Source organism: Lutibaculum baratangense AMV1 (assembly GCF_000496075.1).
In the GTDB taxonomy this organism is placed as follows: Bacteria; Pseudomonadota; Alphaproteobacteria; order Rhizobiales; family Tepidamorphaceae; genus Lutibaculum; species Lutibaculum baratangense.
Genome location: NZ_AWXZ01000038.1, coordinates 128,720 through 154,756, shown reverse-complemented (window position 1 = coordinate 154,756; position 26,037 = coordinate 128,720). Strand labels below are relative to the sequence as shown.

Below are 26,037 nucleotides of genomic sequence, written 5' to 3'. Positions count from 1 at the left end.
GATGAAGTACGCGATCATCGGGCCCGGCGAGAGCCGGTCGTTTCCAACAGGCGACGGATTTCGGCAGGCGGCCGTCGGCGAGGAGGAGGCCGACATCGTCGTGTTCCTCGGCGAGCTGGTCTCGGCCCGGCCGGACAAGGCGGCGGTGCTCGTCGAGCTCGGGACGGAATGTCTCGGCGTCCACACCGGCGAGCCCGTCGAACCGGGCTTGGAGACCGTCGTCGGCTTTGCCCGCTACCGCAACGGGCAGGACGACCCCTCGCCGCTCGTCGAGCTCGTGCGGCGGCCCGAGACGAACGACAAGGCCGTCGCGGCGGCCAGGGACATGTTCGAGGCCGCGGGCCTCACCGTCGTTGTGTGCGGCGACCAGGCGGGCCGCATCGTCGATCGCCTCGTGCGCCCGAAATACAACGCCGCCCTGCGCTTCCTCGACGAGGGGCTCGCGACGCAGAAGGACCTCGACCTCACCTGCAAGCTCGGGCTCGGCTACAGGGACGGGCCGGTGGAGCGGGTGATGCGCGGCGGTCTGACCCGGCATTTCGACGTCACGAGCGCGCTCTTTGAGGTCTACGGCACGCCCGCCTACGCCCCGGCGCGGGCGGCCGTCGTCGCGGCGGCGAGGCGCGACGGGGGGAAGGACTGATGCGGCCGCTCGAAGGCGTCTTCGTCCTCGACTTATCGACGCTCCTGCCGGGGCCTATGGCGACGCTGATGCTGGCCGAGGCCGGCGCCGAGGTCGTCAAGGTCGAGCGGCCGGGACGCGGCGAGGAAATGCGGACCTACGCGCCGAAATGGGGCCGCGACAGCGTCAACTTCGCGCTCCTCAATCGCGGTAAGAAGAGCATCGCGGTCGACCTCAAGGACCCGCCGGAGCGCGAGAGGCTGCGTCCGCTGGTCGAGCGCGCGGACGTCGTGGTCGAGCAGTTTCGCCCCGGCGTCATGGCGCGCCTCGGCCTGTCCTACGATGAGGTCCGGAAGATCAACCCGCGCGCGATCTACTGCTCGATCACCGGATACGGCCAGAGCGGCCCGAAGCGCGACGCGGCCGGGCACGATCTCAACTTCATCGGCGACACGGGGCTTCTCTCTCTGTCGATGGGGGAACTCGGGCATCCCGTGGTCCCGCCGGCATTGATCGCCGACATAGCCGGGGGCGCCTATCCCGCGGTGATGAACATCCTCCTCGCGCTCAGGGATCGCGACCGCACCGGCAGCGGCACCCATATCGACGTGGCGATGTCGGACAACCTCTTCACCTTCATGTACTGGGCGCTGGGCAACGGGCTCGCGGCCGGCGAGTGGCCCGGCAATGGCACCGATCTCGTGACCGGCGGCACGCCGCGCTACCGGCTCTATGCCACCGCCGACGCCAAGATGCTCGCCGCCGCGCCGATCGAGCAGAAATTTTGGGAGGCGTTCTGCGAGGTGGTTGGCCTGCCCGAGGGCTTGCGCGACGACGCGGTCGACCCGGCCGCGACGACGGCCGCGATCGTCGAGCGCGTGGCGGAGAAGCCGGCCGAACACTGGCGGGAGCGGTTCAGGATCGCCGATTGCTGCTGCTCCATCGTGGCGGATGTGGAAGAGGCGCTCTGCGACCCGCATTTCCGGGCGCGCGGCCTGTTCTCCCACGTTCTCGCGGGCGAGGCGGGGGCAAGGATCGCGGCGCTGCCGGTCCCCGTGGCGAACGCCTTCCGGGCGCCGCCCGGGACCGAGATCGAGGCGCCCGCTCTGGGGGCGCATAATGTGGAGTATTTTTGATGAAGGCCGTGGTCGTCCGGGAATTCGCTCCGTTCGAGGAGATCGAGGTCGGCGAGATGGAAGACCCGGTCCCGGGGCCGGGCGAGGTCGTCATCGACGTGGCCGCGGCCGAGGCGAACTATCCCGACATTCTCGCCATCGAAGGGCGCTACCAGATCAAGCCGCCCAGGCCGTTCTCTCCAGGCAAGTGCGCAGCGGGCCGAATCTCCGCCGTGGGCGAAGGCGTTTCGGGCCTCGCGCCGGGTGACGCCGTGGCGGCGCAGGTCGAGTACGGCGCCTATGCTGAAAAGCTGAAAGTGAAGGCCGAGCACGTCTTCCCACTGCCCCAAGGTCTCGCCTTCGAGACGGCCGCGGCGCTCGGCCTCGTCTACCAGACGGCCTGGTTCGCCCTGAAGGAGCGGGCCGGCTTCAAGCAAGGCGAGACCGTCCTCGTTCTCGGCGCCTCGGGCGGCATCGGCGTCGCCAGCGTCCAGCTCGCCAAGGCGCTCGGCGCAGGCAGAGTGATCGCCGGCACGCTCGGCGAGGCCAATGCGGAGGTCGCTCGCAATGCCGGGGCCGACGCGGTGATCGACCTCGGGGCAGAGAACCTGCGCGACACGCTGCGCGACGAGGTTCAGAAAGCAACCGATGGCCACGGGGCCGACATCGTCATCGACCCGGTTGGCGGCGAGGTGACGACGGCGGCCCTGCGCGCCATGGCATGGTGCGGGCGGCTTGTCGTCATTGGCTTCGCCAGCGGCGAGGTTCCGGCGATCAAGGCGAACTACCTCCTCGTCAAGAACATCGCCGCGAGCGGGCTGCAATGGTCGGACTACCGCGACCGTGACCCCGCGAAGATGGGCGAGGCGCAGGCCGAGATCTTCGCGCTGAAGCAGGCGGGCAAGATCGACCCGTATGTCAGCGCCGTCCTGCCGCTTGCGGACTTCAAGGACGCGCTGCGCGCCCTGAGGGACGGGAAGGCACAGGGCAAGATCATCCTGCAGGTCGGGAGCTGAGGTCCTTCGCGTCGCGGGGCTTTGTCGGGAAGGATCGGACATGGACCAGAGTAGCGGCGTGAATCTGGCCGTCGACGGGGATGTGGCGGTTTTGCGGGCGGCCGGTGGCGCCGCGCCCGTCTTCGGAGCGGACGTCCGCGCCGCGCTGATCGGCGGGCTGCGCGCGGCGCTCCTGCGGCCGGACGTGCGCGCGATCGTCCTGGCGATCCCCGAAGGCAGCGCCATGATGGGGGCGGACGAGGGGGAGATCGAGGAGGCCTGCAAGGCGCCGACGCTGATGGACCTGCAGGCGGAGGTCGAGGATGCGGCCAAGCCGGTCGTGGCCGCCCTCTCGGGCAGCGTCCTCGGAGCGGGCTTCGAGTTCGCGCTCGCCTGCCACGGCCGTGTCGCCTCGAAGACGGCGCGCCTTGGATTACCTCATGCGAAGTTCGGGATGATGCCTCTCGGTGGCGCGATCCAGCGCCTGTCGCGGCTGGCGGGAATCCGGGTCACGCTCGACATGGTCCTGTCAGGGACGGCGATCGATGCGGCGGCGGCGGAAGAGGCCGGCATCGTCGACTGGGTCGTGGAGGACGATCTCACGGCCGCCGCCTCGGCCTTCGCCCACTGCATAGCCGAGGGGGAGCAGGCGTCACGACGGGCAGGCGATCTCGACGTCCCGGATCGCGACGAGAAGCAGGACATCCTGTCCGGGGCGATCAGGACGCACGGGCGGAAGCTGCGCGGGACGAGGCAGCTCGAGCTCACACTTTCAGCCCTCAGAGTAGCGGCGGAGACGCCGTTCGATGAGGGGCTGGCGACCGAGACGGAGCTCTCCCTCGAGCTCGCGCGAGGCGCGGAGGCGTCGGCGCGGCGCCACGTGGCCCGGGCTGAGCGCGAAACGTGGCGCATCCCGGACATCCCGGCCGAGACCGAGACGCTGCCGGTCGAGCGCGTCGGCATCGTCGGCGCCGGCACGATGGGCGGCGGCATCGCGATGAACTTCCTGAACACCGGGCTCCCGGTGACGATCGTCGAGACACGGCAGGAGGCGCTCGACCGCGGCGTTTCGGTGATCCGGCGCAACTACGACGGCTCGGCCAGGAAGGGCCGCATGTCGCAGGACGACGTCGAGGTGCGCATGCGTCTCCTGACCGGCACTCTGGCGCTCGAGGATCTCGCCTCCTGCGACCTCGTTATCGAGGCCGTCTTCGAGAACATGGAGGTGAAGAAGGAGATCTTCGGCAGGCTCGACGCGATCGTCCGGCCGGATGCGATCCTCGCCTCCAACACCTCCTATCTCGACGTCGACGAGATCGCCCGCGCGACGAGCCGCCCAGAGCGCGTGCTGGGCCTGCACTTCTTCTCCCCCGCCAACATCATGCGTCTGCTCGAGGTGGTGCGTGCGGAAAAGACGTCGAAGCCGGTCCTCGCAACGACGATGCAGCTCGCCCGGCGCATCGGGAAAGTCGGCGTGATGGTCGGCGTCTGTTTCGGCTTCGTCGGCAACCGCATGCTGGCGCAGCGCCAGCGCGAGGCGACCAAGCTGATCCTTGAGGGCGCGATGCCCTGGGATGTCGACCGCGTGCTCTACGATTTCGGCCTGCCTATGGGCCCCTTCGCCATGTCCGACCTCGCCGGCCTCGACCTTGGATGGTCGCGCGAGACGTCGAAAGGCGAGACGGTCAAGGAGATCCTGTGCGAGATGGATCGCCGCGGCCAGAAGACCGGCGCAGGGTTCTACGATTACGACGAGAACCGCAAGGCGGTCCCCTCGAAGGTCACGGAGACGGTGATCCTCGACCTCGCCGAGCGCCGCGGCATGGCGCGCCGGGAGATCGCGGACGAGGAGATCCTGAAGCGCTGCATCTATCCGATGATCAACGAGGGCGCGAAGATCCTCGATGAGGGCAAGGCGATCCGCGCGTCCGACATCGACGTCGTGTGGATCAATGGCTACGGGTGGCCAGCCCATCGCGGCGGCCCGATGTATTATGGCGACCGGATCGGGCTCGATGAGGTGCTGGAGACTATGCGCCGTTTCGAGGCGACGCAGGGCGAGGATTTCAGGCCGGCGCCACTGCTCGAGCGGCTGGTCCGCGAGGGCCGGGGCTTCGGCGATCTCTGAGCGCATGCGACCGGCCGGGCGATCAGCGCCGCCGGCCGCGTCTCGTTCCGCTCACGGAATGATGCGTGACCCGCGGAAGTGGTTGAACAGCTTAAGGAACATCGCGCGCGTGTCGATCGTCTCGTAGAAGCCGAAACGCCGGAGCTTGCTCGTGTCCGACATGATGTCCCATGCCGGGCGGAACAGGAAGTCGCCGTAGGACCAGACGACGAGATCGGAATAGGGGCGGGTGGCGAGGCCGTGCTCGCGTGCCAGCGAGTCCCAGATCTCCTCCATTTGCGGCATCGTCTGGGCCAGGCTGATCGTGCGCACGGGCCCCGTCTCCATCTCGAAGAACCGCGCGAAGATCGGCCATTCGCGCTCCCAGCGAATGAGGTCGCCATTCGTGACGTTGAAGGCCTGGTTGCGGCAGGCCGGCGTCGTCGACATCCAGTGTATGGCGCGGGCGAGGAGGCCCGCATCCGTGCACTGGTAGACGGCGTGGAAGTTCTGCGGTGTGCCGGGGAAGCAGAGTGGCAGGCCGAGGCGCCGGTTGATCGTCGCGTAGACGGCGATGAGAAGCGACATGCTGCGTGCGATGCGCAGGTCCGGGTCGCAGACGCCGTGCGGCCGGCTGGCGCTCCAGGTGAAGCCGTGGCGGGCGCCGTAGTCGATCGCAAGGTCTTCCTGGTCGTAGTAGAAGTTGCGCTGCAGCGCGCGGTGGTCGTCCTCCCGCGCGGGCGTCGGGTAGGCTCCGAGCTGCGAGCCGTAGTATTTGGAGCCCTGGACGAGGTGGATGTGCTCCAGCTTCTGTCCGGTCTCGAGCGCGGCGTCGAGGACGTGGGCGACGATCGCCGTGTTCACGTCGACCGGCTCCGGCCGCTCGGTCGAATGGTCGAAGCGGGCGGCGTTGTAGACATGCGTGACGTCTCGCAGCCCCGAGAAAACCGCCCGGCAGGCGTCGGCGTCCTGCAGGTCGGCCGATATCATCGTGATCCCGGGCGGCCCGTCGGAGGCGCGCCTCGATAGCCCCACGATCTGCTCGAAGTCGCCCGACGCGACGAGCGTCTCGCCGAGCCGGCGACCGACCACGCCAGTGATACCGGTGACCACGGCCGTCCTCATCTCCACGCGCCCCTCCATCTTTTCTGGTTGCCGTCCGGCCGAGCAGGAAGCGTGCCATCGGCCGCCCTGCGGCGCGGGGGGAGGGGCCTGCAGGCGCCGGGCGCCGGGGCGGGCTCCGGATTGACTGCTGCGGAAACAGTGTCGTCGAGACGGACACGAAATGTCCGGACCCGCTCCTACTGGGCCCGACCGGCCGCGCCGGGACTGACTGGCGCGCTCCTTGCTTTTGGGTCCCTGCAGAACAAGACCGCAAGCCGCCGGCGAATGCGGATCCAGATGGGAGAGAAACATGCGTTGGACATTGCCACGGGGGCTTCTTGCCGCCACCCTGCTGCTCGCCGCCTCGCTTCCGGCGACCGCCGCCAATCTTCGGATCGCGAGCCAGATGTCGATGACGGGGCAGCCGCTCGCCCACGCGCAGATCTTCGCGCGCAAGGTCGAGGAGCGCTTCCCCGGCGAATTCGACTTCCGCCTCTATCCGAGCGCCCAGCTCGGCGACGAGCGGGCCATCATCAGCAACATCAAGGTCGGCTCCCTCGAGATGGCGGCGATCGGCTCTGGCCCGCTCGCGCTCGAAGGCAAGCTCGGCGTCTTCGACCTGCCGTTCCTGTTCAAGAGCTGGGGCCACGCTCAGCGCGCCCTGACCGGCGAGTTCGGCAAGGAGGCCGCGCAGCTCCTCGAGGAAAACCAGAACATGGTCGTTCTCGGGATCTACGGCCTCGACTTCCGCCACGTGGTGAGCAAGCCGCGCCCGCTCGCCGTGCCCGTCGACTTCGAGGGCATGAAGCTGCGCGTCATCGGCAGCGAGTACCGCACCGAAGCCTTCAGCCTGCTCGGCGCCAACCCGGTGCCGGTGTCGTGGTCGGAGGTCTTCACCGCCCTGCAGACCGGCGTCGCCGACGCGGCTGAGTCGACCTATGCGGGCTTCTACGAGGAGAATCTCTTCGAGGCCGCCAACTACCTCAGCAAGACCAACCACGTCTTCGGCCCGACCTTCCTGCTGATGTCCAAGGCCGCGTTCGGCCAGTTGACGGAAGAGCAGCAGACCGCGTTCCGCGAGATCGCACGCGAGATGTCCGACGAGGCCTTCGCCAAGTCGCAGGAGATCAGCAACAGCTCTCTCGCTGAGCTCGAGAAGACGATGGAGGTCAACGACGTCGATATCGAGGCGCTCCAGGCCAAGGTGCAGCCGCTCTACGAGAAATACGCCGATAGCGAGGGCGACGAGTGGGTCGAGCTGATCAGGGCCGCCGAAACGGAATGACGCATGTCCTCCGGGCCCTGCGCCTGATCGACGAGGCGATCGCGGCTCTGGCCGCGATCGTCGTCGGCGGGACGGCGGTGATCACCGTGCTCGCGGTCTTCTACCGCTACGTGATGAACGCGGCGCTTCCCTGGCCGGAAGAGGTGGCGGGCTATCTCCTGGTGTGGCTGACCTTCAGCGGCGGATACTTGGCCTTCAGGCAGCGCGCCCATATCAGCTTCAGCCTGCTGGTCGAGAAGATGCCGGAACGTGCGCAGCGGGTGGTCGGGCTCTTCAACGACCTGATCCTGGCGGCGCTCCTCGTCTTCATGACGGTCTACAGCTACCGCATGCTCTCACTGCTCGGCGGCGAGCGCCTTATGGCCTCCGGACTGCCCCAGGGTATCTTCATGGTGTCGCTCCTCATCTTCAGCGTCGGCGGGCTGATACACCTCGTCGTCTACCGGTTCGAACCGCCCCCGGAGCGCGAGCCATGACCGAGTGGCTCGTCGTCGGAACGCTCCTCCTGCTGATCGCGCTCAACATGCCCATCGGGATCGCCCTGATGGTCTCGGCACTCGTGGCGATGCTCGCCTCCGGCATGCCGCTCATGATGTTCCCGATCCAGATGTTCTTCGGGACGAACAGCTTTCCGCTTCTCGCGATCCCGCTGTTCATCCTGATGGGCGAGCTCATGGGGGTGACGCTCGTCGCCGCGCGGCTGATCGATCTCGCCTACGCCCTTGTCGGCTGGATGCGCGGCGGCCTCGGCCACGTGAACGTCGTCAACAGCATGTTCATGGCGGAGATGAGCGGGTCTGGCGTGGCAGACGCCGCCATGAGCAGCAAGATCTTCGTGCCGGAGATGGAGCGCAAGGGCTACCCGCGCAGCTACGCGGCCGCCATCACGGCGACGAGCGCGGCACTCGGGATCATCATCCCGCCATCCATCCCGATGGTCCTGTTCGGCGTCACGAGCAACGTCTCGATCCGTGACCTCTTCATCGCCGGGATCGTGCCGGGGGTGATTCTCGGGGCCGCGTTCATGATCGTCAATCACATCTTCGCGCGCCGGGAGAACTTCCCGCGGGAACGGCGCTTCGAGCTGTCCTACCTGCTCACCGCGCTGAAGGGCGCGATCATCCCGCTCTTCATCCCGGTGCTCGTGGTGGGAGGCATGATCCTCGGCATCTTCACGCCGACTGAAGCCTCCGCGGTGGGCGTGCTTGTCGCCCTGTTCTTCGGGGTCATCGTCTCGCGCGCCCTGACGCCGCGGGTGCTCTGGGGCGCGCTCAGGGCGACGGCCATCCAGTCCTCCGTCGTGATGATGCTGGTCGCGGGCTCGGCCGTGCTCGGGCAGTACCTCGCCAACGAGCAGATCCCGCAGGCCGTCGCGGCGGGTATCGGGGCGATCACCGATAATCCCTACCTGCTCCTCCTGCTGGTCAACATCTTCCTGCTCGTCCTTGGCATGTTCCTGCACGCGACGGCTGCGATCATCATCGTGGTGCCGGTGCTCATGCCGCTGGTGCCGCAGATGGGCATCGACCCCGTCCATTTCGGGGTGATCGTCTGTCTCAACCTGGCGATCGGGCAGCAGACGCCGCCGGTGGCATCGATCCTCCTCACCGTCTGCTCCATCGCGAACCTACGGATCGAGCAGGTCCTGAGATACGGCAAGTGGTTCATCCTCTCGATGTTCGTGGTTCTGATCATCGTGAGCTACATGCCGGCAACGACCGCCTTGTTCCGCTGAACCCTCGACCCGTTGAACCCTTGCCCCGCGGCCATGCCGCCGGGCCCCCATGAGGAGACGAGATGGCTGCGCGTGGATTGCTGATGGACGTTGTCGAGGGAAGCGAGCCGCCGGCGAGCGGCGGAGCGGGCTCGAGCGACGCGATCGTGCAGTGCTGGCGGGGAGGCGTCGTTGACCGAGCGACGCGCGCGGCGCGCGCGGGCTCGGTCTGCGCCATGACGCTCGTTGACCTACCTGTCCCGGCCGGAAGGGACGACCAGGAGGCGCCGCGGGCGGCCCTGGCCAGCTGGGACCTAGAGCAGATTGTGCCCTCCGACGAGCCGTCGCCCCACGACGCGCGGGGCCTCGTCATCGTCTCGATGGACGTCGACCCGGCCGTCGAGGACGAGTTCAACGACTGGTACACGACCGAGCACATCCCGCTGCTGCGGCAGGTCGAGGGCGTGCTGACGGCGCGGCGCTTCCGGGCGAGCCGGGGCGCGCCGAAATACGTCTCCATCTACCACCTCGACGATGCGGCCCGCTACGCGAGCCCGGTCTGGCTGGCGGCCAACAAGACGCCCTGGATGAGGCGCATGCGCCGATTCCAGCAGAACCGGACGTATTTCATTTTCGATGAGCGCCTCGCGACGTAGGCGGACGATCGACATGCCTGCCGCGAAGGGGAGGGAAGAGGCAATGAAGACGGCGCTGATCGCGGGAGCGACGGGAGCGACGGGACGGGACCTGGCCGAGCGGCTCGCCCGGGATCCGGAATGGCAGGCGATCGCGCTCGCGCGCAAGCCGGCCGAGCTGCCCGGCGCCCGCTTTGTCTCCGTCGACCTGACCGACGAGGCCGACAGCCGCGCAAAGCTCGGTCAGCTGGAGGAGGTCACCCACATCTTCTACACCGCGCGCTTCGACCACACGCCGAACCAGCCGGAGCCGGTCGAGCGCAACCTGGTCATGCTGAGAAACGTGGTGGAGTCCGTCGAGCCCGTCGCGAGAAACCTCGCCCATGTCCACATCGTCCAGGGCACGAAATATTACGGATCGCATCTCGGTGCCTTCAGGACGCCCGCCAAGGAGACCGACCCGCGCTGCATCCAGGATGTCTTCTACTACGCCCAGGAGGATTACATCGTCGAGCGTCAGTGCGGCAAGGACTGGGCCTGGTCGACGAGCCGGCCCCACGGCATCTGCCACGCCGTGCCGCAGGAGCCTCGAAACCTCGTCCTGCTGACCGCCGTCTATGCCCTCATATGCAAGGAGCTCGGCCTGCCGCTAACCTTCCCCGGCACCCCCGAGAGCTACGACGCGCTGTTCCAGTGCTCGAGCACCGGGCTCCTCGTGTCCGGCATGCTGTGGGCTTCGGAGACGCCCGCCTGCGCCAGCCAGTCCTTCAACATGGTCAATGGCGACTTCATCCGCTGGAGCAATCTGTGGCCGCTCCTGGCGGAGCATTTCGGCCTGGAGCCCGGGCCGGTGAAGACGGTCCGGCTGTCCGAGGCGATGGCCAACAAAGGACCCGTCTGGGACGAGATCGTGCGCCGCCACAACCTGGTGTCGCCTCCGTTCGAGGATCTGTTGGTCTGGGGCTACGGCGACTACGTGTTCCGCTGTGGCTGGGACATCATGTCGTCGATGAACAAGGCGAGGGGGCACGGCTTCACCGAGTCCCTCGACACCGAGGCGGAGTTCTTCCGGCTCTTCGACGTGTTCCGCGAACGCCGCCTCATCCCGGCCTGACCGGCGCCAGCCCCGCAGCAAGGTGGTATCAGATGGACAACATCCTTCGCCGCAGCCGCTCCTGGACGGGTCTCGTGTTCGTCGCGCTCGGCGTAATCGGTCTCTGGGACGGATACCGTCTCGCCACCGCGCTACGCACGACGGTCTCGTTCGACCAGGTGGGGCCGGGCGGCTATCTCATTGGGATCAGTCTCGGCCTCGTCCTCGCCGGTCTCGCGGCGATCCTCGTTGAGTGGCGCTACGGCATAGGCGAGGCGAGGCAGGCCGAGCCGGGCCTGCGCTGGCGGATGCCGGTGCTCGCGGCGGCCTTCGCGCTCTACGGCGTGCTCATGACGACGGGCGGCTACCCGGTCGCGACATTCGCCTTCTTCATGGTGGCCTATGCGGTGACGGGCGTGCGCCCGTGGCACCGGGTCCTCCTCGCGGCCTTCCTCTCCTTCGTCGCGCTTCAGCTCGTCTTCATCGTCTTCGCGGACATGCCGCTGCCGATGGGGCCCCTGCGACTGCCCGGCCTGTAGCCCGGGCGGACGCCGTGTGTGCGCGGCGAAGGCAGCCGGCCGCGCTAGGTGAGGCAGGAGCCTCTGGCATGAGCCGCTGGCACGAGCCTTGCTGACACCTGAATGCTGGCGAAGCCTGAAGCAACGGACGGTCGCGACGGTCCCACGAGGCCGGGGGAGGAAAGACTGATGACGCTTGTCCGCTCGATCGGCGACGGCAGGGCGATGAGTGTGCCGACGAGGGTGCCGCAGCTCGCCGGGCCTGTGCCGTCGGGATGCGGCGCGCCCGCGCTCCGCGGGCGCGAACGCCGGCAGGCAGGGATGCCCAGCGCATGATGGAAGTCGGATTTCTCGAGGGGCTGGCAGCCGCGCTGACGCTGACCAATCTCGGCTACGCGCTCGCCGGCTGCCTTCTCGGCACGATGGTCGGGGTCCTGCCGGGGCTGGGGCCGTCCTCGGCGATGGCGATCCTCCTGCCGTCCGCGATCTACCTGCCGCCCGAGGGCTCGATCATCGTCCTCGCGGCGATCTATTACGGCGCGATGTATGGCGGGTCGACCACCGCGATCCTAATGAACATCCCAGGCGAGGTCGCCTCCGTCGTCACCACGATCGACGGCTTCGCGATGACGAAGGACGGGCGCGCCGGGCAGGCGCTCGCCATCTCGGCGGTCGGATCGTTCATCGCCGGGATCGGCGGCACCGTGGCGATCGCGCTGATCGGGCCGGCCGTGGCAGGGCTGGCGCTCGCCTTCGGGCCGCCCGAATATTTCGGCCTCGTCACGTTCAGCATGATTGCGCTCGTCAGCTTCAGCGGCAACTCCCTCGTCAAGGGCATCGCCATGGGGCTCGCGGGCATGTGGCTCGCCTCGCTCGGCACCGACCCGCTGACGGGCGCCCAACGCATGAACTTCGGGTCGATCGACCTGATGCGCGGCTTCGATCTCGTGCCCGTGCTGGTTGGCCTCTTCGGCGTCGCCGAGGTCTTCCTCACCGCGCAGGAGGAGATCAAGCAGATCTACACTGGCAAGCTCGGGCGGTGGTGGAGCATGCTGCCGCGTGGCAAGGAGCTCGCTCGCGGCATGACCGCCAGCCTGCGCGGCACGCTGTCGGGCTTCGTCCTCGGCATCCTGCCCGGTATGCTGCCGGCACTCACGGCCTACCTCGCCTACGACCTGGAGCGGCGCATCTCCCGCACGCCGGAGCGCTTCGGCAACGGCGCGATCGAGGGCGTCGCCGCTCCCGAAGCCGCCAACAACGCGACAGCGATGGGCGGCTTCATCCCGCTCCTCTCCCTCGGCGTGCCCACGAGCCCAGCGCTCGCGATCATGCTCGGCGCGCTGATGATCAACGGCGTCCAGCCCGGCCCCGCCCTGTTCGGCCAGCACGCGCTGATGACCTGGACGGTCATCGCCAGCATGCTCATCGCCAACGCGGTGCTCCTGTTCCTCAACCTGCCGCTGGTCGGCCTCTGGGCGCGGCTGAGCCTGGTGCCCTACCGGATCCTCGGCCCCATCATCCTGGCGGTTTGCCTCGTCGGCGCCTTCGCCCCGCGCAACTCCATGTTCGACGTGTGGACGGCGCTCGGCTTCGGGCTCATCGGCTATGCCATGCGCAAAGGCGACTGGCCCGCCGCGCCGCTGATCCTGGGGTTCCTGCTCGGGCCGCTGCTCGAGCAGTCGCTCCGGCAGTCGCTGTCGATATCGGGCGGCTCGCTCTCGATCTTCTTCGAGCGTTCCGTCGCCTTCGGCTTTCTCCTCGCCGCCTGCCTGCTGCTGGCGCTGATCACCTACTTCAAGTCGCGCTCGCTCCAGGTGGCGAAGCTGATCGAGGAGAGCAACGCGGAGGTCTAAGGGGCCATCAAGGGCCCCGGGCCTCCGCCACACCCGCGGACCGACAGACCGGCCGCGACAACAAGGGGAGGATCATATGTTCAAACGTTGGATATTGTCGGTCGGAGCCGTTCTGGCCGTCGCGGTGCCAGGCGCCGCGTTCGCCCAGCGCGACTATCCGAGCCGTCCGATCGAGATCATCGTGCCGTTCTCGCCCGGCGGCTCGACCGGGCTCACCGCCCGGGCGGTCGGGACCGCTCTCGAGAAGCACTGGGACAATCCCGTGCGGGTAGTGAACAAGCCGGGCGGCAACACCGTGCCGGCCGTGCAGGAGGTCATGCAGGCCAATCCCGACGGCTACACCGTCCTCGCGGACTCTCCGGCCTCGGCCTCGATGCTCGAGGTCGTCGTCCCGACCCTGCCCTTCGAGGTGCTGGAGCGCTCGTTCCTTGGGATGATCGCCCAGACGCCGATGATCTTCGTCGTGCCGTCCAACTCACCCTTCGAGACGCTCGAGCAGGCGGTCGACGCGCTTAAGGAGGATCCCTCGAGCTTCTCCTGGACGTCGCTCGGCGGCGCGGGCGCGCAGGACTACACCTTCCGGCAGCTCTTCAAGTCGGTCGGCGTCGATGTCGCCAACACCCGTCCCGTCGCCTCGAAAGGCGGCTCCGAGGCGGTTACCATGACGGCGGGCGGGAACGTCATGCTGGGCGCAGGCTCCTGGAGCGCGATCGCCCCGCTCGAGTCGGCGGGCAATCTGCGCGTCCTGGCGGTGGCGGCGCCTGAGCGGCACCCGGGCCTTCCCGATGCGCCGACGACGGCGGAATCCGGCTTCCCCGGCGTGGAGATCCTGTTCTGGTTCGCCATCTCCGGCCCGGCCGGCCTTCCCGACGAGGTGGTGTCGGAATGGAGCGAGGCGCTCGAGGCCGTGACGCAGGACCCCGAGCTCCTGGCGACGCTGAGGAACATCGGCATGGTCCCTTATTTCCACGCTGCCGGCGAGATGCGTGACATGGTCACGAGCGAGAAGGCGGTGGTCGAGGATCTCTGGGCAGTGAAATGACCGGAAAATGCCAGGGCGGCACACCACCCGCCCCCGGCGAACTCGCGGAGCTCACGGGCTCCGCGACGTCGCGGCCGGGCGTTCTCTTCGTCTGGACCGACATTCCCGGTGAGGACGAAGACGACTTCAACGAATGGTACAACCGCGAGCATGTCCGCGACCGCGTCCTGCGCGTGCCGGGCTTCCGTCGGGCCAGACGCTTCGTGGCGCTCGATCCGGGCCCGCGATACCTCGCCGTCTACCTGACGGCGTCAACCGCGGTCCTGTCCTCTGAGGCCTATCTCGCGATCGTCAAGGAGCCCGATCCATCCAGCCGGCGCTTCATTCCGCGCTTCCACAACACGATGCGCGTTGTCGCGGAGGTGATGGCCGCTGCCGGCGAGGGCGAAGGAGGCTTCCTGCGTCTCGTCACGCTCGCGCTCGACGCCGATCGTGCGGCGGAGCTGGACGATTGGATTGCCGGTGCACTGCTGCCGGGTGAGGTTCAGCGGCCGCGAATGGTCGCGGCGTCTTACCTGTCGCGCGCCGTCGCGGCGGAAGGCGTGTCGCGCAACAACCACCTGCGCTCCGGTGACTCATCCTTCGAGCGCGCCCTGCTCTTCGAGGCGACGACCGAGGAGGCGGCCCGCGCGTCCTGGCGCGCGAGCGAGAGCGAGGCGGCCGCGCAGCTCGGCGCCACGGTAACTGCGTCGGCGACCCTGCAGATGGTGTTCGGGCTCTCCCGCGAGGGGGAGGCGCGACCCTGATGGCCGACATGCGGCTCCACGGCTCCCTGACCTCGCCCTATGTGCGCAAGGTGAGAATCGTGATCGCCGAGACAGGGCTCGATTGCCACTTTGTGGTGACCGACGTGTGGGCGCCAGACAACGGGATCGAGCGGCTCAATCCGCTCGGCAGGGTCCCGGTGCTCGAGATCGATGGGCTCGAGCCGCTCTTCGATTCCTTCACGATCCTCGAGCATCTCGACCGTTGCCACGGGCTGGGCCTCCTGCGCGCGGGCGACGAGCGCGACGAGGCGATGCGGTGGCATGCGCTCGGCCACGGCGTCATCGATGCGGTGGTCGCGCGGCTGCTCGAGCTTCGCCGTCCGCCCGAGCTCAGAAGCGCCGACCGCATGGCTCGCGAGGAGGAGCGGGTCGCCCGCACCCTCGCGGCCATGGAGCGGATGGTGAAGACTGGCGGCGAGCTCTTCCCCGACAGGATCGGCCTCGCCGAGGTCACCGTCGCGACGGCGCTGCAATATGTGGACTTCCGGTTCCGGCACGAATGGCGGGAGTACGCGCCCGAACTTGCAGCGGTGGGGGATCGGGGCTCCATACTCTCCACCATGCCAGCCTAGCCGCTCGACCTCGCTTGGTGCCTGCCTGTCTCGCCAGACCTTCCATGACGGTCTCGAGGTCGCAGCCAACTACGCCGCAAACGAGGGGCTGCTATCTAGACGGCACCTAATGCTGCATCGGCCCGCCCGCGCGCCGGCGGCGAGTGGGCAGCGGGAAAACCGCCCTCAAGATAGTTGTCTCTCTGCTACTCCTTTCGAGGTCCGGCGCGTCCGCCAATTCTAGTGGAAATTGGACAGCCGCTTCCTGACAATCATCAGAACTGGAGGAGGCCTTACGGCTTCTGTGAAGACTGTCCTCCGCTCAGCCGGCTTCGGGTTGCCGATACCCCGCGGGGCGCGGTTTGTTCTTCGGCCTCTGCCGCGGTTCGACGATTGTCTGGCGCATGAATGCGCGGCGGGAGAGGTAGTCGAGGGCCTGGCTGGTGGAGTCGACCTGGTCATCATGGCGGCCGTTCGGGAACGCCAGAAGCTCGTTCAACCATTCGGCGAGCCACGGTGCGTCCTTCGGCACGTGAACCTGGCCGGATTCGAAGCGGGCGGACTGCGCGAGGAAGCGCGCCTCCTTGTCGAGGCGGGGCCGCACGAGGACCGGGCGGCAGTCGCGTGACCGCCTCAGGTCCTGGCCGATCGCGCGACCGATATCGGCGTCCTCGATGATCGTCTGGTCGAGCTGCCAGCGGTGATGGATCTCGTTGATCCTGCGCCGGAGGTCGGGTGCTTCGAAGCGACCGCGGATGCGGTCGAGCAGGTAGAAGTCGAGCCCCTTGGCACCCCAGACGGTGCCGACGGAGTAGTCGGCATCATCGGAGAGGGTCGAGGCGGTGTCCCAGCTCGCGATCCTGAAGTCGAACGAGGTGGGGGCGGTGTCGTAGCTGCGCAGCCACTCGCGGCGGATGACGTTTCCTTCCGGCGGCACCGGCGCCTGCTGATACTGCGATGAGAAGAGCAGGCTTCCCTGCGCGCGGCGGATGCCTTCGAGGATGTCGAGCGGCTCACGCTCCTCCTGCAGCACCTCGCCGGCCCGCCGGAGGTAGAAGTCGTCTGGATCATCGCTCAGCCGGTAGACCTTGTCCTCGGTCTCGATCGCCGGGATCGACACCACTTCCCAGTCGTCCTTCTCCATGACGTGGCCCACGAGGTCATCCTCGTGCAGGCGTTGCATGATGATGACGATCGCACCCATGGTCTTGTCGTTGAGGCGGGTGTAGAGCGTGTTGTCGTAGGCCTCGTTGACCCGGCGACGCTCGGCGAGCGACAGCGCGTCGGTCGCCTTGATCGGGTCGTCGATGACGATGAGGTCAGCGCCGCGCCCGAGGATCGAGCCCTGCATGCCGGCGGCAAAGCGATAGCCGTACTGCGTCGTGACGAGTTCCATGTTGCGCGGGCGCGAGGCGAGCTGCAGGCGCGGGAACAGCTCGCGGTACCATGGGCTGTCGATCAGCGTGCGGCAGTCGATGGAGAGTTTCCGGGCGAGATCGTCGGCATAGGAGACGCAGATCATCCGCTTCGCCGGATCTCTGCCCATGAGCCAGGCGGTGAAGCCGACCGCGACGGTGATCGACTTCATCGAGCGCGGCGGAACGTTGATGATCAGCCTGCGGATCTCGCCCCGCTCGACGCGCTGGAGCTGCCAGCACAGATGGTCGATGTGCCAGTTGTGGCGATAGGGCGTTCCGGGCTCGAGCGTCCGGAACGCCTTCTCGACGAACACGGAGAGGTCCTGCCGCAGGAGGGCTCGCAGCAGGCGGGCGCGGTCACTCATCGAGCCGCTCCTCCTCCGGCCGGTCCGGCCCGTCACCGACGACGGTGCCACGGCCTGGTCCACGCCGCCGGCCGGACATCACCCGCTCCAGGAGCTCGACATCCTCGTCCGGCAGTTCCTCGCCCCGCTCCTCACCGACCCCGCTGTACCGTTCGTAGCGGTCGAGGAGATCGCGGATTGCCCGCAGGTCGCCGCGCAGCCCTTCCTGCACCTGCTTCTTGAGCAGAGCCTCCACGAGGGTGACACTGCGCTGACGTCCGTTCTCGGTCAGCTCGATCTCGCTCGCGAGGACCTCGGTGATCAGCGTCTTGAAGTTCTTGGCGTCCTTCCTGCGACCGCCGGGATTGCCGCTCTGACCGGGCCTGAAGCGGGTATGCTTCGGCGGACGGCCCCGCCCGACATCATAGTCGGGCGAGGTCGTCTTCTTCTTCTGCGCCATGATCAGTCACTCCGTCAGGCCGCAGCACGCATGCGCTGCCGCATGCGGATCCTCGGAGCAGTGGCGTCGACCGGCGGTGACGCATCGGACGATGGCTTCGGCTCCTCGCCCTGGCGCTGCGCGGCGACCTCGGCGAAGCTCTGTTCGGTCGCCTCGTGGCGTGCGGTCTCGCCCGACCAGCTCTCCCAGCGGCGGATGGGGACGTCGACATAATGCGGGTCGAGTTCGATCACTCTGGCCCGGCGGCCCGTCTTCGCGCAGGCGATGATCGTCGTGCCGGAGCCGGAGAAGCAGTCGAGGACGATGTCGTTGCGGTTCGAGACGTCGCGGATCGCGTCCGCGACGAGGGCGACCGGCTTCGGCGTCGGGTGGAGCTTCAGCTCCTTCCTGAGGCTCCTCGCCCCTGGGTACTTCCAGACATTGGTGCGGTTGCGGCCGAACTTGCCGAGCTGGACGTTGTTGATGTGCGGTGCGCCCGGCACCTTGAACACGAAGCCGAGCTCGTGCTGGCTTCTCAGGAGCGAGCCCATCGCGCCTGCGCCCTTGTCCCAAACGACCAGGTTCTTGAGCTCCAGAGCGGTCGTTCTGCCGGCCGCGAGCATCTCGTTCATGTGACGCCAGTCCATGAAGGCGAACTGTATGGCGCCGGGGAGGGAGGAGACAGCCGCCTGCTTCATCCAGTCGGTGTTGAAGGCGGTGAACTCTTCCTCGCTCCACTCGCCGACTCCCATCACGAACTCCCCGTGCCACCCGCTCTTCGAGACGTGCTTCGTCACCGACACGTTGTAGGGCGCGTCGTGGATGCCCATTGCCGCTCGCTCGTCCCCTAGCAGGGCGGCATGGACGCTCCTGCTGCGGGCATCGCCGCAGACGATGCGGTGTGCGCCGAGCACCCAGACGTCGCCGATGCGCGACACGGTCGGACTCGCTTCATCGGCCACCGGTGCGTCATGGTCAGCATCTCCGTCGCCGACGGCCAGGGCTGCCGCGCCACCGTCGCTCAGCTGGTCAATCTCGGGGGATTCGAAGCCGGTGATCGTGAGATCGAAGGAGAGGTCGAGCTTCAGGTCGAGCTCGAGCAGGTCCCGGAACTCCAGAGCGAGCATCTCGCGGTCCCAACCAGCGAGCTCGGCGAGTCGGTTGTCGGCGATCCGCAAAGCGCGCTTCTGCGCGTCGTCCAGGTGCTCGATCTGGACGACCGGGACCGTTGGCATCTCCAGAAGCCGGGCTGCCGCGAGCCTGCCGTGTCCGGCAATCAGCTCGCCCTGCTCGTCGACGACGAGCGGGCTGACCATGCCGAAGGCGCGGATCGACTCCGCGATCTGCTGGATCTGGCGCTTCGAGTGTGAGCGCGGATTGCGCTCGTACGCCTTCAGTTCGCCGATCGGCACATACTCGATGACGATCTGCAGATCGCGATAAAGCGCGAAGGCGGCTTCGGTGGAAGGGGAGAGGGAGGTATCGCGCTTCTTGGGCATGACAGTACCTTGAGCATGAGATGACCACACAGCCGGAAACTGTTCCGGCGGAGCCCGAGCCACCAGGCTCGGGAAGGTCGTCTGCAAATGCTCCCAAAGGTGCTGCTGCGTGACGATTGGGGACCAAGATCATGCTTCGCCGGGGAAGTCAACCAGCTTCTTCAAGGCGCCGTCGTTCCGCTGGACGGCCTACCTGGCACGTTTTTCCCTGCAGATTTCCCTCAGAACAGGGAAAACGGAGAGCGGTTCGCAGCAGACTGCCGCCCCAGCCACCCAGCCTCGGCGATTTCCCCAAGGCATGCCAGTGGCTGTCGAGCGATCCCGGCATATCCTGGACTTTGTGGCTCCCTCGCAGTGGGTTTCACCCGTCTTGCGCCGGTTCAGCGGTGGTCGCCTTTCCTGCTGGGGCCGGATCCGGCGCGGAACGCGCCAGTGCAGCCGACGGTTGGACCGGCGAGGCTTGCAATGGGTGGCGCAGCATCTACCCTGACGCGGGAGGTCGTCGGAGGCCTCGCCGGCACGTCCCCCCGAAATTCGATTCAGGCCATCAGATGAGCAGCTTTTCCCGATCGCAGATCGTGCGCAAACCCGTGGCCGTGACACGCGGCGGCGTCGTCGCCGCACAGCACGTGCAGGCCGCCGAGATCGGCGCCAGGGTGCTTCACGAGGGCGGCGACGCGGTCGACGCGGCGGTGGCGGTGTCGTTCGCGATGGGCGTGGTCGAGCCGTGGATGAGTGGTCCGGCGGGCGGCGGCGCGATGATGGTCTGGCGGGCCGACGAGGCGAAGCCGCACGCCGTGTTCTACGGCATGCGGTCGCCCTCGGGCCTCGACCCGCGCGATTTCCCTCTCTCCGGCCAGGGCCAGGCCTCCGACCTCTTCCCCTGGAAGGCCGTGGTCGACGACCGCAACGTGCACGGCGCGACGGCGGTCGCGGTGCCGGGCCTCGTCGACGGCATCGGCATCGCCCACGGGCGCTGGGGCCGGATGCCGTGGCGCGAGCTGCTTCAGCCGGCGGTGGCGCTGGCGAAGCGGGGCCTGCATGTCGACTGGTACGCGGCGCTCTTGATCGCCTCGGCGACCCGCATCCTGGCGAAGGACCGCGACGCGGCGGCGCTGTTCCTCGAGGACGGCCAGTGGCCGACGATCGCCGGCTGGACGGCGCTCGCCGAGAAGCGCCTCGACATGTCTCGCATGGCCGACACGCTCGCCGTCCTGGCCGAGCGCGGGCACCGCGAGCTCTATGACGGCGAGATCGGCGAGGCGCTGGCCGGCGACGTGCAGGCGAAGGGCGGCTCGCTCGCCTTCGCCGACCTCAACGCCTACCGCGCCGAGATCCAGACGCCGCTGAGCATCTCCTATCGCGACGCGCAGGTGCACGTGCCGCCGGCGCTGACGGCCGGGCCGACCCTTGCCGACGCGCTGGCCGGCATGGAGGCGCTCTTCGAACCGGGGGGGCGACCTGAAGAAGGCGCCTTCGCGGCCTATGCCGACGCGCTGTCGGCCGCCTATGAGCGGCGGCTTTCGGGCATGGGCGACGAGAACGAGAGCGGGAAGGCGCCCGCCTCGACGACCCACTTCTCGGTGATCGACCGGCACGGCAACATGGCGGCGGTGACGCAGACGCTGTTGTCGAGCTTCGGCTCCCGCGTCGTCTCGCCCTCGACGGGGCTGCTCCTCAACAACGGCGTCATGTGGTTCGACCCCGAGCCCGGCAAGCCGAACTCGCTCGCGCCGGACAAGCGCTGCCTGATGAATGTCTGCCCGGCGATCGGCGAGAAGGGCGATCGCCGCTTCGCGGTCGGCGCGTCCGGCGGCCGCAAGATCCTGCCGGCGGTGACGCAGCTCTCGTCCTTCCTGCTCGATTTCGACATGAGCCTCGAGGACGCGTTCCACCACCCGCGCATCGACATGAGCGGCGGTGCGACCGTGATCGCCGACGAGACGCTGGCCCCATCCGTGATCGAGGCCCTCCGGGCGCAGCGCGAGGTGGTGACGACGAGGCGCACCGTCTTCCCCTACGCCTTCGCGTGCCCGGCGGCCGTGATGCGCGAGGGCGGCCTCAACATGGGCGCGACCGAGATCATGTCGCCTTGGGGCGACGCGGTCGCCGAGGCCTGACGATCCGGCTCAGCCCGTCGCGGGCCGCGCCGCCCAGGCCTCGATCTCGCAGAGATATTCGGGCCTGATGAGGCGGGCGACATAGGCGAACATGGTGGCCGGCGGATCGTCGTTGTGGAAGGCCCGCCACGCCGCGACGTAGCGGTCCATGTCGATCTCTTCGGCGAGCCAGATGTTGATCTTGAAGACTGACGAGACGTCGAGCCCCTCGCTCTCGAGGATGCGCTCGATGTTCTTCAGGGCGTTCTCCAGCTGCTCCTCGACGGTTGCCGGAAGATTGCCGTCGAGGTCGACGCCGACCTGCCCGGCGATCGCGAGGATGTCGTGGCCGGCGGGAATGACGCTCAGGTGCCTGTAGCGCCCGATCGGGGGCGCGAGGTTGCCGGGGTTCTTCTTCTCGATCGTCATGCGGGCACGTCCTTCGGCCGGGCGGCGGGGTTTCTCACGAAGCAGGCGGCGCGCGTTCCCTCTCCCGTCGGCGCGAGGACCGGGCGCACGTCCTTGCAGCGGACCTCCGAGATCGGGCAGCGCGTCACGAAGGGGCAGCCCTTCGGCGGGTCGATCGGGCTCGGCAGGTCGCCCTGCAGGACCATCGGCTCGCGCGCCCGCTGCGCCTTCGGATCGGGCAGCGGAATGGCGCTCAGGAGCGCCTCCGTATACGGGTGCACCGGCCGGTCGAAGACGGCGTCGGCCGGCCCGTCCTCGGCTATCGTGCCGAGATACATGACGACGACGCGGTCGGCGATGTGCCTCACGACGGACAGGTCGTGCGAGATGAAGAGATAGGAGAAGCCGAACTCGGTCTGCAGGCGCATCAGGAGGTTGAGGATCTGCGAGCGGATCGACACGTCGAGCGCCGACACCGCCTCGTCGCAGACGATGAGCTTCGGCGAGGTCGCGAGCGAGCGGGCGATGACGACGCGCTGGCGCTGGCCGCCCGAGAGCTCGTTGGGGTAGCGGCGGGCCTGCTCCGGGTTCAGCCCGACGATCCGGAGAAGCTCTGCGACGCGCGCCTTCCGCGTCTTCCTCTCGACGCCCTGGATGATCAGCGGCTCACCGACGGAATGCTCGATCGTGAGCTTCGGGTTCAGCGCCGAGACGGGGTCCTGGAAGATCACCTGCATGTCGCGGCGCAGGCGCGCGCGCTCGCTTCTGTCGAGCGACAGGAGGTCCTGCCCCTCGAAGACGATGCGGCCGCCGCTCGCCTCGACGAGACCGAGGATCGCGTTGCCGGCGGTCGACTTGCCGCAGCCGGACTCGCCGACGAGCGCGACGGTCTCGCCGCGGCCGATCTCGATGTCGAAGCCGTCGACCGCCTTGACGGTGCCGGTCTGGCCGCCGAGCCAGCCGCCGCGCACCGGGAAGTGGACCTTCAGGCCCTCGACCTTGAGGAGGGGCTCGCTCATCCGATCCGCTCCAGTTCGTCCATGTGCCAGCATGCCGAGCGATGCCCCTCGGTCACGGGAATGAGCGGCGGCATCTCGGCACAGTCCTCGCGCGCCAGCGGGCAGCGGGTGCGGAAGCGGCAGCCCGACGGCCACTGCGAGACGTCGGGCACCGTGCCCTCGATCGCCTTCAGCTCCTCCTTCCGCGCGCCCGTCATGCGCGGGATCGTCTGGAGCAGAAGCTTCGTGTAGGGGTGGCTCGGCCGCTCGAAGAGCTCGAAGACCGGCGCCGTCTCGACGATCCGGCCGCCATACATGACGCAGACGCGGTCGGCGATGTCGGCGACGACCCCCATGTCATGGGTAATGATGAGGATCGCCGTGTCGCGCTCCTGCCGCAGCGCCTTCATGAGCCGCAGGATCTGCGCCTGGATCGTGACGTCGAGCGCGGTCGTCGGCTCGTCGGCGATCAGGAGGCGCGGGTTCGAGATCAGCGCCGAGGCGATCATCACGCGCTGGCACATGCCGCCCGACAATTCCGCCGGCAGCTGCCTCGCCCTTTGGTCGGGCTGCGGGATGCCGACATGGGCGAGCATCTCGACCGCTTGCCGTGACGCGTCTCCGCGCGAGGCGTGGCCGTGCACGATCAGGCTCTCCGCCACCTGGTCGCCGACCGGCACGAGCGGGTTCAGCGAGGCGACGGGCTCCTGGAAGATCATCGACAGGCGCTCGCCGCGAATGGCGCGCATCTGCCGCTCGCTCTTGCCCAGCAGGTCCTCTCCGTCGAGCAGGACTTCGCCCCCGGTGGCTCTGGCGGCGCCGGGCAGGAGCCCCATGATCGACAGGGCGGTGAGGCTCTTGCCGGATCCCGATTCCCCTACGAGCGCCACAACCTCGCCCGGCATGACGTCGAGCGAAACGCGGTCGACCACCGCCCGGCCGCCGATCTCGGTGACGAGGTCGCGGACGGACAGGACGGGGCGCCGGTCTTCGACCTCAGCCATCGGCCGGCGCTCCGATCGCGACGCCGGCCCAGGGGTTCGTCTGGTGCGCCATGCCGGAGTTCAGCCCCGAGGTGCCGTCGCGCCGGACGGCCGAGGGCACCGCGAAGTTCACGGGGTAGAGCGTGTCGGCGACGAGCTCCACGGGAAACTCCTGCGCGATCCTCGCGCCGAAATCGGGCGGGGCGTCGCGGTTGACCTTGATCGTCGGACTGCTCGCGTCGAGGCGCGGCGTCAGGAAGGCCTCTTCGAGGCTCATGCCGAAGTCGATCACGTAAGACAGGATCTGCAGGACGGTCGGGAAGATCATCCGTCCCCCCGCGGCGCCGAGCGCGACTTGCGGCCGGCCTTCCTCCATCAGGATCGCCGGGCACATATTGGCGAGGGGTTGCGCGGCGGGCGAGATCGAGTTCGGCATGTTGCGGCGTGGATCGAACCACATCATGCCGTTGTTCATGAGTATGCCCGACTGCGGCAGCACGACCTTCGAGCCGAAGCGCGACAGGAGCGTGTTCGTCAGCGCCACCATGTTCCCGTCGCGGTCGACGACGGAGAGATGGCTCGTGCAGTCGCCGCCGGCGCCGGCATGGCCCATCTGGTTCAGGCGCTCGCGATAGGAGGCGCGACACGCCGAGGCGTAGGCGAGCGCCGCGTCGGCATCGGGCGTCTCGCCCGGCTGCCAGCCCTTCTCCATCATTTCCAAGGCGCGAAGCAGGCTCGGGCCACCGCTCAGGCCCGGCATCACGGCGACGTCGCGCCCGCGATACGTGCCGTAGAGTGCCGTGTCCCACCTGGCAGAATACGAAGCGAGATCATCGAGGCTCGCGGTCGAGCCGCCGTCGCGAAGCTCGCGGACGAGGATCTCGGCCGTCTCGCCCTCGTAGAAGTCGCGTGCGCCGTGCTCCTGCAGCCTGCTCAGCAGCGCCGCCTGGCCGGGCATCGGCAGGTGGCTTTCTCCCGCCCCGGCCGAGAGCGGCGGCTCGCCGTTCGCAAGGAAGAGCCCTGCCGACGCGGGGAAGCGCTTCAGGCCGCGCGCCTCGATCGCGATGCAGAGCGAGGAGAACCAGTCGATCACCATGCCGCGCTCGGCGAAGCGGATGGCGGGCTCGCACGCTTCACCCCAGGAGATCGTGCCGTGGCGGTCGAGCGCCTGCGCCAGGCCGTCGATCGTGCCGGGGATGCAGATCGAGGAATAGCCGGAGATGTTGCGGTCGCCCTCGACGGCCGGCCAGTCGAACCAGTCACCGTCCTTTCCGCCGGCCAGAGGATAGTCCTCCGGGTCGAGAGCCGCGGGCGCGCGGACGTTGAAGTCGAGCGCCTCGACCGCGCCTGTCCCGCCGTCGGCATGAAGCAGGAACCCGCCGCCGCCGATGCCCGACAACCACGGCTCGACGGTGGCGAGAACTAGGGCGGTGACGACGGCCGCGTCCGTCGCGTTGCCGCCTGCGGCGAGAACCTCCGCGCCGGCCGTGGCCGCCTCCATGTTCTGGGCGGCGACGAGGCCGTGTTCGGAGGAGACCTCGCCGCGATGGATCGTCCAGGTCTGCATCATCCGATCCAGGCGGGGTGGCCTTCGAGCCCCTGCGGCACGGTCGGGTCGACGACGAATTTCTCCTTCTGCGTCCGCTCGTGATGCTCGGCCACTTCGGACACGGTCGCCCACCAGACGCTCTTCTCCGCCGTGATCCGGGTCAGAAGCTTCTCGAGCATGGCGATGCGCTGGGCGCGGCCGGAGATCCAGTCGTGGATCGTCAGCATGAAGAGCGAGCCGTAGCGGTGGATGACCTCCCACTCGTCGAGCCAGCCGTCGAGCAGCGGCCCCGGCGCGGCAGGTGGCGCGAGGTCGACCCCGCCGCCGAGGAACTTGAAGTAGATGGCGTCGTCGAGCGTCCACTGCACCGGCACCTCGGTGACGCCGTCGACGGTGTAGGGGTGGTCGTAGCCCATGAGCGAGGAATCGTAGAAGCCGAGACGCTTCACCTCCTGAAGCATATGCGGCGTCATCTCCCAGGCGGGCGAGCGGAAGCCCTTCGGCCGCCGGCCGGTCTGTTTTTCGAAGAGCGCGATCGAGGCTTCGAGCGCATGGGTGAAGCCTTCGTCGGAGAGGTCGTTCGCGAGCTCGTGGAAATAGCCGTGCAGGCCGACCTCGTGGCCCTTCTCGGTCAGGAGCGGCAGGAGCTCGGGATAGTCCTCCGCGACCTTGCCGGGGACGAAGAATGTGCCCTTGATGCCGAAGCGATCGTAGAGGTCGAGGATCCGGTAGATGCCGACGCGCGGGCCGAAGCGCCGCTGCTCGAGATGCGACATGAGCTGCGGCATGCCCTTCCGGTTGATCCAGAAATGCGGGCTGTGCGCGTCGAGATCGACCGTCAGGCAGGCCGCGCTCTTGAACTCTTCCGGCCAGGTGTAGCTGTCATGTGCCATCGCGGG

24 protein-coding genes are annotated in these 26,037 nt (G+C 68.2%); 15 read left to right on the top strand and 9 right to left on the bottom strand.

Features of this window, described 5'->3' with window-relative positions:
* Nucleotide 1: 1 nt before the first annotated feature.
* The 4 genes from N177_RS14625 to N177_RS14610 are packed head-to-tail and all read left to right on the top strand — an operon-like array spanning nucleotide 2 to nucleotide 4,860.
* Entirely contained in the window at nucleotides 2-643 is a 642-nt protein-coding gene (locus tag N177_RS14625; protein WP_023433145.1) for a 3-hydroxyacyl-CoA dehydrogenase family protein, read from the top strand.
* Nucleotides 643-1,758, top strand: a complete 1,116-nt coding sequence (locus N177_RS14620; protein ID WP_023433144.1) for a CaiB/BaiF CoA transferase family protein — start codon at nucleotides 643-645, stop codon at nucleotides 1,756-1,758. The genes N177_RS14625 and N177_RS14620 overlap by 1 nt, the downstream gene beginning before the upstream one ends.
* Complete coding sequence (locus tag N177_RS14615) at nucleotides 1,758-2,753, top strand: NADPH:quinone oxidoreductase family protein (RefSeq protein ID WP_023433143.1); 996 nt, start codon at nucleotides 1,758-1,760, stop codon at nucleotides 2,751-2,753. The genes N177_RS14620 and N177_RS14615 overlap by 1 nt, the downstream gene beginning before the upstream one ends.
* Before the next feature lie 40 nt (nucleotides 2,754-2,793).
* Nucleotides 2,794-4,860 (top strand): 3-hydroxyacyl-CoA dehydrogenase NAD-binding domain-containing protein, encoded by a 2,067-nt coding sequence (locus N177_RS14610; protein ID WP_023433142.1) that lies wholly within the window; start codon nucleotides 2,794-2,796, stop codon nucleotides 4,858-4,860.
* Between the two features lie 51 nt (nucleotides 4,861-4,911).
* Here N177_RS14610 and N177_RS14605 read toward each other — a convergent pair whose 3' ends face one another.
* Nucleotides 4,912-5,964: an SDR family oxidoreductase gene (locus N177_RS14605; protein WP_040485909.1), complete on the bottom strand. Its 1,053-nt coding sequence runs from the start codon at nucleotides 5,962-5,964 to the stop codon at nucleotides 4,912-4,914.
* A gap of 289 nt (nucleotides 5,965-6,253) precedes the next feature.
* Here N177_RS14605 and N177_RS14600 point away from each other — a divergent pair, with 289 nt between their 5' ends.
* The 10 genes from N177_RS14600 to N177_RS14555 all read left to right on the top strand — a co-directional run bounded on the left by N177_RS14600 (nucleotide 6,254) and on the right by N177_RS14555 (nucleotide 15,422).
* Entirely contained in the window at nucleotides 6,254-7,228 is a 975-nt protein-coding gene (locus tag N177_RS14600; RefSeq protein ID WP_023433140.1) for a TRAP transporter substrate-binding protein, read from the top strand.
* Nucleotides 7,225-7,704, top strand: a complete 480-nt coding sequence (locus N177_RS14595; protein ID WP_023433139.1) for a TRAP transporter small permease — start codon at nucleotides 7,225-7,227, stop codon at nucleotides 7,702-7,704. Before N177_RS14600 ends, N177_RS14595 begins: the two co-directional genes overlap by 4 nt.
* Nucleotides 7,701-8,963: a TRAP transporter large permease gene (locus N177_RS14590; RefSeq protein WP_023433138.1), complete on the top strand. Its 1,263-nt coding sequence runs from the start codon at nucleotides 7,701-7,703 to the stop codon at nucleotides 8,961-8,963. The genes N177_RS14595 and N177_RS14590 overlap by 4 nt, the downstream gene beginning before the upstream one ends.
* 62 nt (nucleotides 8,964-9,025) lie before the next feature.
* Nucleotides 9,026-9,598, top strand: coding sequence for a DUF4286 family protein (locus tag N177_RS20690; protein ID WP_023433137.1), 573 nt, complete (start codon nucleotides 9,026-9,028; stop codon nucleotides 9,596-9,598).
* A gap of 43 nt (nucleotides 9,599-9,641) precedes the next feature.
* On the top strand, nucleotides 9,642-10,691 hold the full coding sequence (locus N177_RS14580; protein ID WP_023433136.1) for an SDR family oxidoreductase: 1,050 nt from the start codon (nucleotides 9,642-9,644) through the stop codon (nucleotides 10,689-10,691).
* 32 nt (nucleotides 10,692-10,723) lie between these two features.
* A complete protein-coding gene (locus N177_RS21710; protein ID WP_023433135.1) occupies nucleotides 10,724-11,209 on the top strand; it encodes a tripartite tricarboxylate transporter TctB family protein in 486 nt (161 codons plus the stop codon).
* A gap of 311 nt (nucleotides 11,210-11,520) precedes the next feature.
* Nucleotides 11,521-13,041 (top strand): tripartite tricarboxylate transporter permease, encoded by a 1,521-nt coding sequence (locus N177_RS14570; protein ID WP_023433134.1) that lies wholly within the window; start codon nucleotides 11,521-11,523, stop codon nucleotides 13,039-13,041.
* A 76-nt stretch (nucleotides 13,042-13,117) separates the two neighbouring features.
* Nucleotides 13,118-14,083, top strand: coding sequence for a Bug family tripartite tricarboxylate transporter substrate binding protein (locus N177_RS14565; protein WP_023433133.1), 966 nt, complete (start codon nucleotides 13,118-13,120; stop codon nucleotides 14,081-14,083).
* Nucleotides 14,080-14,829, top strand: a complete 750-nt coding sequence (locus N177_RS20685) for a DUF4286 family protein (RefSeq protein WP_023433132.1) — start codon at nucleotides 14,080-14,082, stop codon at nucleotides 14,827-14,829. The genes N177_RS14565 and N177_RS20685 overlap by 4 nt, the downstream gene beginning before the upstream one ends.
* Entirely contained in the window at nucleotides 14,829-15,422 is a 594-nt protein-coding gene (locus N177_RS14555) for a glutathione S-transferase family protein (protein WP_023433131.1), read from the top strand. Before N177_RS20685 ends, N177_RS14555 begins: the two co-directional genes overlap by 1 nt.
* 301 nt (nucleotides 15,423-15,723) lie before the next feature.
* Here N177_RS14555 and terL read toward each other — a convergent pair whose 3' ends face one another.
* The 3 genes from terL to N177_RS14540 are packed head-to-tail and all read right to left on the bottom strand — an operon-like array spanning nucleotide 15,724 to nucleotide 19,101.
* On the bottom strand, nucleotides 15,724-17,184 hold the full coding sequence (gene terL, locus N177_RS14550) for a phage terminase large subunit (protein ID WP_023433130.1): 1,461 nt from the start codon (nucleotides 17,182-17,184) through the stop codon (nucleotides 15,724-15,726).
* Nucleotides 17,177-17,623 carry a DUF5681 domain-containing protein gene (locus N177_RS20680; RefSeq protein ID WP_023433129.1) on the bottom strand — a complete coding sequence of 149 codons (447 nt, stop codon included), beginning with the start codon at nucleotides 17,621-17,623 and terminating at the stop codon, nucleotides 17,177-17,179. Before N177_RS20680 ends, terL begins: the two co-directional genes overlap by 8 nt.
* Nucleotides 17,624-17,637: 14 nt before the next feature.
* Nucleotides 17,638-19,101, bottom strand: coding sequence for a site-specific DNA-methyltransferase (locus tag N177_RS14540; RefSeq protein ID WP_023433128.1), 1,464 nt, complete (start codon nucleotides 19,099-19,101; stop codon nucleotides 17,638-17,640).
* Between the two features lie 551 nt (nucleotides 19,102-19,652).
* Between N177_RS14540 and N177_RS14535 the strand changes: the two genes are divergently transcribed.
* A complete protein-coding gene (locus tag N177_RS14535) occupies nucleotides 19,653-21,221 on the top strand; it encodes a gamma-glutamyltransferase (protein WP_023433127.1) in 1,569 nt (522 codons plus the stop codon).
* Between the two features lie 9 nt (nucleotides 21,222-21,230).
* Here N177_RS14535 and N177_RS14530 read toward each other — a convergent pair whose 3' ends face one another.
* From N177_RS14530 to N177_RS14510, 5 genes are read right to left on the bottom strand one after another with little or no spacing between them, the layout of a single operon-like run.
* Nucleotides 21,231-21,629 (bottom strand): RidA family protein, encoded by a 399-nt coding sequence (locus tag N177_RS14530; protein WP_023433126.1) that lies wholly within the window; start codon nucleotides 21,627-21,629, stop codon nucleotides 21,231-21,233.
* Complete coding sequence (locus tag N177_RS14525) at nucleotides 21,626-22,627, bottom strand: ABC transporter ATP-binding protein (protein ID WP_023433125.1); 1,002 nt, start codon at nucleotides 22,625-22,627, stop codon at nucleotides 21,626-21,628. Before N177_RS14525 ends, N177_RS14530 begins: the two co-directional genes overlap by 4 nt.
* On the bottom strand, nucleotides 22,624-23,610 hold the full coding sequence (locus tag N177_RS14520) for an ABC transporter ATP-binding protein (RefSeq protein ID WP_023433124.1): 987 nt from the start codon (nucleotides 23,608-23,610) through the stop codon (nucleotides 22,624-22,626). Before N177_RS14520 ends, N177_RS14525 begins: the two co-directional genes overlap by 4 nt.
* Complete coding sequence (locus N177_RS14515; RefSeq protein WP_244444290.1) at nucleotides 23,603-25,156, bottom strand: gamma-glutamyltransferase family protein; 1,554 nt, start codon at nucleotides 25,154-25,156, stop codon at nucleotides 23,603-23,605. Before N177_RS14515 ends, N177_RS14520 begins: the two co-directional genes overlap by 8 nt.
* Nucleotides 25,156-26,031, bottom strand: a complete 876-nt coding sequence (locus tag N177_RS14510; RefSeq protein WP_023433122.1) for a polysaccharide deacetylase family protein — start codon at nucleotides 26,029-26,031, stop codon at nucleotides 25,156-25,158. Before N177_RS14510 ends, N177_RS14515 begins: the two co-directional genes overlap by 1 nt.
* Nucleotides 26,032-26,037 lie beyond the last annotated feature (6 nt).